This window comes from Pseudonocardia sp. (assembly GCF_025965585.1).
In the GTDB taxonomy this organism is placed as follows: Bacteria; Actinomycetota; Actinomycetes; order Mycobacteriales; family Pseudonocardiaceae; genus Pseudonocardia.
Genome location: NZ_JAOPWR010000153.1, coordinates 1 through 3,864, shown reverse-complemented (window position 1 = coordinate 3,864; position 3,864 = coordinate 1). Strand labels below are relative to the sequence as shown.

The following is a 3,864-nucleotide window of genomic DNA, read 5'->3' as shown; positions in this document are numbered from 1 at the left end:
GTGGCGGAGGAGAAGGCGCAGCCACGGAAGCCGGGCTGGGAGAAGAACTCGGCCTGGGCGTCGAACACCGCGAGCAGCCGGGCGCGGGGGTCGGACTCCCGCTCGACGGCGGCGTGCAGCCGAGCGGTGGTGCCGGCGTGCCGTTTCCCCAGATACGCCTTGACCAGCTCTTCCTTGCTGCCGAACGTGTTGTACAGCGAGGCTTTCGCGACGCCGGCCTGCTCTATTACCCGGTCGATCCCGACACTCTGCACGCCCTCGGCGTAGAAGAGCTCGTTCGCGGCCTCGAGCAGCCTCTCGCGCGCGGACCTGCGGACCGGTGCCGTCGACGTCATGGGACCCTCCTGTGAACAGACAGGTCTACTTTACTGGAACGATCAGTGTGGCGAGCTGTTCGATCTGGTCGAGGAATCCGCCGAGCGAGTCGGTCAGGGTTCGACGACCACCTCGACGTCGAACCCGGGGCTGACCAGGACGGATTGCATCCCGTTCGTGACCGTCCTGCCCTCGGGAACTTGATGGAAGCTCAGCAACTGGCCGCCTTCGGCGACCCCGACCCCGGCGAACTCCGGTGTCGCACCCTCGCGGACCGGGCGCCGCAGCGCCTACGACCAGAAGCGGGCGCGCTGCGCGACGGCGTAGGCGACGGCCCGGACGGTGACGGTCGTGTCATGCCTCCTCCGATGTCGTCGGAGTCAGACCGCCGTGCGGCCGCCGTCGACCGGCACGACGGCGCCGGTCATGTAGCTCGCCTCGTCCGACAGCAGGAACGCGATGACGCGCGCGATCTCCTCGGGACGTGCGCCGCGGCCGGTGAGGGTGGTCTGCCCGAGCGTGTCGATGCGGCCGCGGTCCGCGCCGCCGGTGTAGACGGGGCCGGGCGAGACGGCGTTGACCCGAACGCCGGACGGACTGAACTCGGCAGCCCAGGAGCGGGTCAGGGACGCCAGTGACGCCTTGGTCGCGCCGTAGGCGGCTCCGCCGGCGAGGCCGACCTGCCCGGCCATGCTTGCGAGGTTCACGATCGAGCCCTTCCCGCGGGCGACCATCCCCGGCGCGAAGCCCGCGACGAGCTGGTACGCGGCCCGAACGTTGCTCGCGAAGAGCCCGTCGAACCCGTCGGCATCCAGGTCGGCCGTGGGGCCGAACCAGGAGAGACCGCCGTTGTTGACCAGGGCGTCGACCTCCCCGATCTCGTCGACCAAGCGGCGGACCGCTGAGGCGTCGCCCAGGTCGGCCGCCATGAACCGGGCAAGCCCCCCGGCCTCGACGATCTCCTTGACCGTCATCTCACCGCGGGCGGTGTCGCGACCGTGCACGATCACCGACCATCCGGCACCGGCCAGGGCGAACGCGGTGGCCCGGCCGATGCCGGACGTGGCGCCGGTGACCAGGACGGTGCGCGTGCGCAGGTCCTCGTTGAGATCCACGGACATATCGGCTCCCCTTGAATGAGTAGATCAGTCTGTCTAGTGCACTCAAGGTAGACCGGTCTGTTCAACAAGGGAAGGGTTGAGCCTGAACGACCAACGGGTTCCACCGTAGGCAGTCCCCCTGCTCGACAAGGTGTCCGGCGAGGGACGTGCCCTGTCAGGACCGCTTGTCGCAGCGCCATGAACCGATACCGGCCTGCCGGTCACGGCCCGTAGATGTGCACCCAGTCGACCTGGAGCCCGACATCGCTGGGGGTGGTGGAGTCCGGGGCCGGAATCCAGTCGGCGATGGGACCGATGTCCTGCTGGATCGCCAGGTGCATCGGGCCGGAGGGGATCTCGGCTTTGTTCGTGGTGGAGAAGACCTGTTTACCGTCGATGTAGCCGGTGATGTGGTCGGGCTCCCATTCCGCAGCGTAATCGTGCCACCCGGAGAAGTCCCCGTTCTGGGTGGTGGCGTCCTGGCTGTTGTCGCTGCCGTAGTGAACGGTGAAGTGGTTGACCGTCCTGGTGGGGTCGGGGATCTCCATGAAGTCGATCTCCCCTGCCTGCGGCCAGTCCGAGTCGCTCTCTGGCCACAGCAACGCCACCGGGCTGTACCCGACACCGGGCTCGGAACGGGCCCGGACTTCCCAGCGGCCGTAGGTCTGGTTCGTCGACCAGGCCATGCCGGCGGAGGAATCTCCGTGGCTGTTGATGGTCATCACCCCATCGGACACCCCGATGTTCTTCGGGCTCTGCTTGCCGACGTTGCCCGTGGTCCGGCCGGTGTAGGCACCCCAGAGCGTCGTGTCGAGGCTGTTGCCGTCGAACTCGTCGTCGGCGACCAGCGGCCAGCTGTAGCGCACCCCCGCGGACTGGCCGTCGGCGGCGGAGCTCGGCGCGGCCAGCGGTGCCCCCGATTTCGGGGTGGAGGTGGTAGCGCCGGACTGCCCGCGCAGGCTGTGCACCACCACGACCAGGACCGCCACCAGCACGACGACCAGCGCCGCCGCCAACACAATGCGGCTCCGCCGCCGGCCAGGCGGCCCGGGCGGGGGCGGATCGCCCACATCGACGCGCTGTGTGTCGGTCATTCCAACACATTACGACGGGCATGCTGAGCTGACGCTGAGTCCGATACCTGGCATTCGTGGTGGACATGCACTGCGCGCACATTCTCCGTCCCACGCAGCGTCACGGCCACATCGCCGCATGCGGGCGGCCCGGGGACGCGCGGCATTCCGTCTCACCTTCGTCGCGATCTCGACAATGAGGTGGCGAGCACCATGCTGTCGGCGTGGTGTCAGGGGCGCGACCTGACGCCGGGATCCGGCGCGCCGCCGATCAGGCCGGTTGCGGGGGTGAGGCCCGGGTGGGACAGCGGCTCGGAGCCGTCCCTGTCGCGTCGCGTGCAGGGACCCGTCGGCGGGCCGACGCGCCGGCGGGCCGCGTCCGGATCCGCGGGATCGTCCTCAGCGCGGTCGTCGCCGGACGTTGCGGCGGACCCGGGACAGGCATGGTCGAGCAACCCTCGCACCCCGGCCAGCTGGGTCATCACCTGCATGTACACGGCCTCGAGGTCGGCCACGCGCTGATCGGCGGCCGCTATGAGGTCGCGCCCGGCCTGGTCGGCGACGGACAGCAGGCGGGCAGCCTCCGCCCTGGCCTCGTCGACGACGGCGGTCGCCCGCGCCCCGGCCCGGGCGACCAGGTCGTCGGCATCCGCCTGGGCGGCCGTCTGGGTCTGCTCGACCGCCGCGATGGCCTCGGTGCGCCGGAGCGACATCGCCGCGGTGAAGTCCTCGGTCTCCCGCTCCCGCCGGGCCGCCGCCGCGGAGTCGAGCTCCCGGCAGCGCTCGCGCGCCTCCCGCACCAGCAGCTCCGCGTCCGCCGCCGCCTCTGCGACGACCCGGGCCCGCCCCGCGTCCGCGGCGTCCCGGAGCTGCTCCGCCTCCGCGCCGGCGGCAGCGAGGACGCGCTCCCCCTCCGCCGCCATATCCGCCCGGTCGGACTCGAGCTGCCGCTCGGCCGCCTCGACACGTTCCCGGCGCGCGGCCGCGTCCGCCCGGGACCGGGCGACGACGGCTTCGGCTTCGGCTTCGGCCCGCTCCCGCTGCTCGGCCATCTCCTCCTGCGCCAGGTCGAACAGGGCGGCCAGCCGCTCACTCAGGGCCTCGACGCCGTGCGGCGCTGCCGACAGGCGACGCACCTGCACGCGGAGCCGGTCGATCTCGGCCCAGGCGACGTTCGTCTGATAGCTCAGGTACCGGTTCTGCTCGACGGCAGTGTCGCGGTCGGAGGTGAGCGCCTGGATCCGGGCGTCGAGCTCGCGCAGGTCCTCCTCGACCTCGCCAGGCGCGTAACCCCGGCGCGTCACAGCGAAATCACGTCCCGACCTCGGCAGATCACCCCGGGCAGCAGCCATGCCCTCCACGGTAGGAGCGTGACC

4 protein-coding genes are annotated in these 3,864 nt (G+C 71.0%); all 4 read right to left on the bottom strand.

What is annotated here, in order from left to right; all coding sequences use genetic code 11:
* On the bottom strand, positions 1–335 hold a 335-nt coding region (locus JWR81_RS09700; protein ID WP_297649628.1), incomplete at its 3' end, for a TetR/AcrR family transcriptional regulator.
* Positions 336–695: 360 nt separating this feature from the next.
* On the bottom strand, positions 696–1,436 hold the full coding sequence (locus JWR81_RS09695) for an SDR family NAD(P)-dependent oxidoreductase (RefSeq protein WP_297649622.1): 741 nt from the start codon (positions 1,434–1,436) through the stop codon (positions 696–698).
* 200 nt (positions 1,437–1,636) lie between these two features.
* A complete protein-coding gene (locus JWR81_RS09690; protein WP_297649620.1) occupies positions 1,637–2,509 on the bottom strand; it encodes a glycoside hydrolase family 16 protein in 873 nt (290 codons plus the stop codon).
* A 209-nt stretch (positions 2,510–2,718) separates the two neighbouring features.
* Positions 2,719–3,792 (bottom strand): hypothetical protein, encoded by a 1,074-nt coding sequence (locus tag JWR81_RS09685; RefSeq protein WP_297649618.1) that lies wholly within the window; start codon positions 3,790–3,792, stop codon positions 2,719–2,721.
* Positions 3,793–3,864 lie beyond the last annotated feature (72 nt).

Excerpts from the sequence above, each read along its gene's own strand:
- JWR81_RS09695 (WP_297649622.1), bottom strand. The coding sequence starts at position 1,436 with ATGTCCGTGGATCTCAACGAGGACCTGCGCACGCGCACCGTCCTGGTC.
- JWR81_RS09690 (WP_297649620.1), bottom strand. The coding sequence starts at position 2,509 with ATGACCGACACACAGCGCGTCGATGTGGGCGATCCGCCCCCGCCCGGG.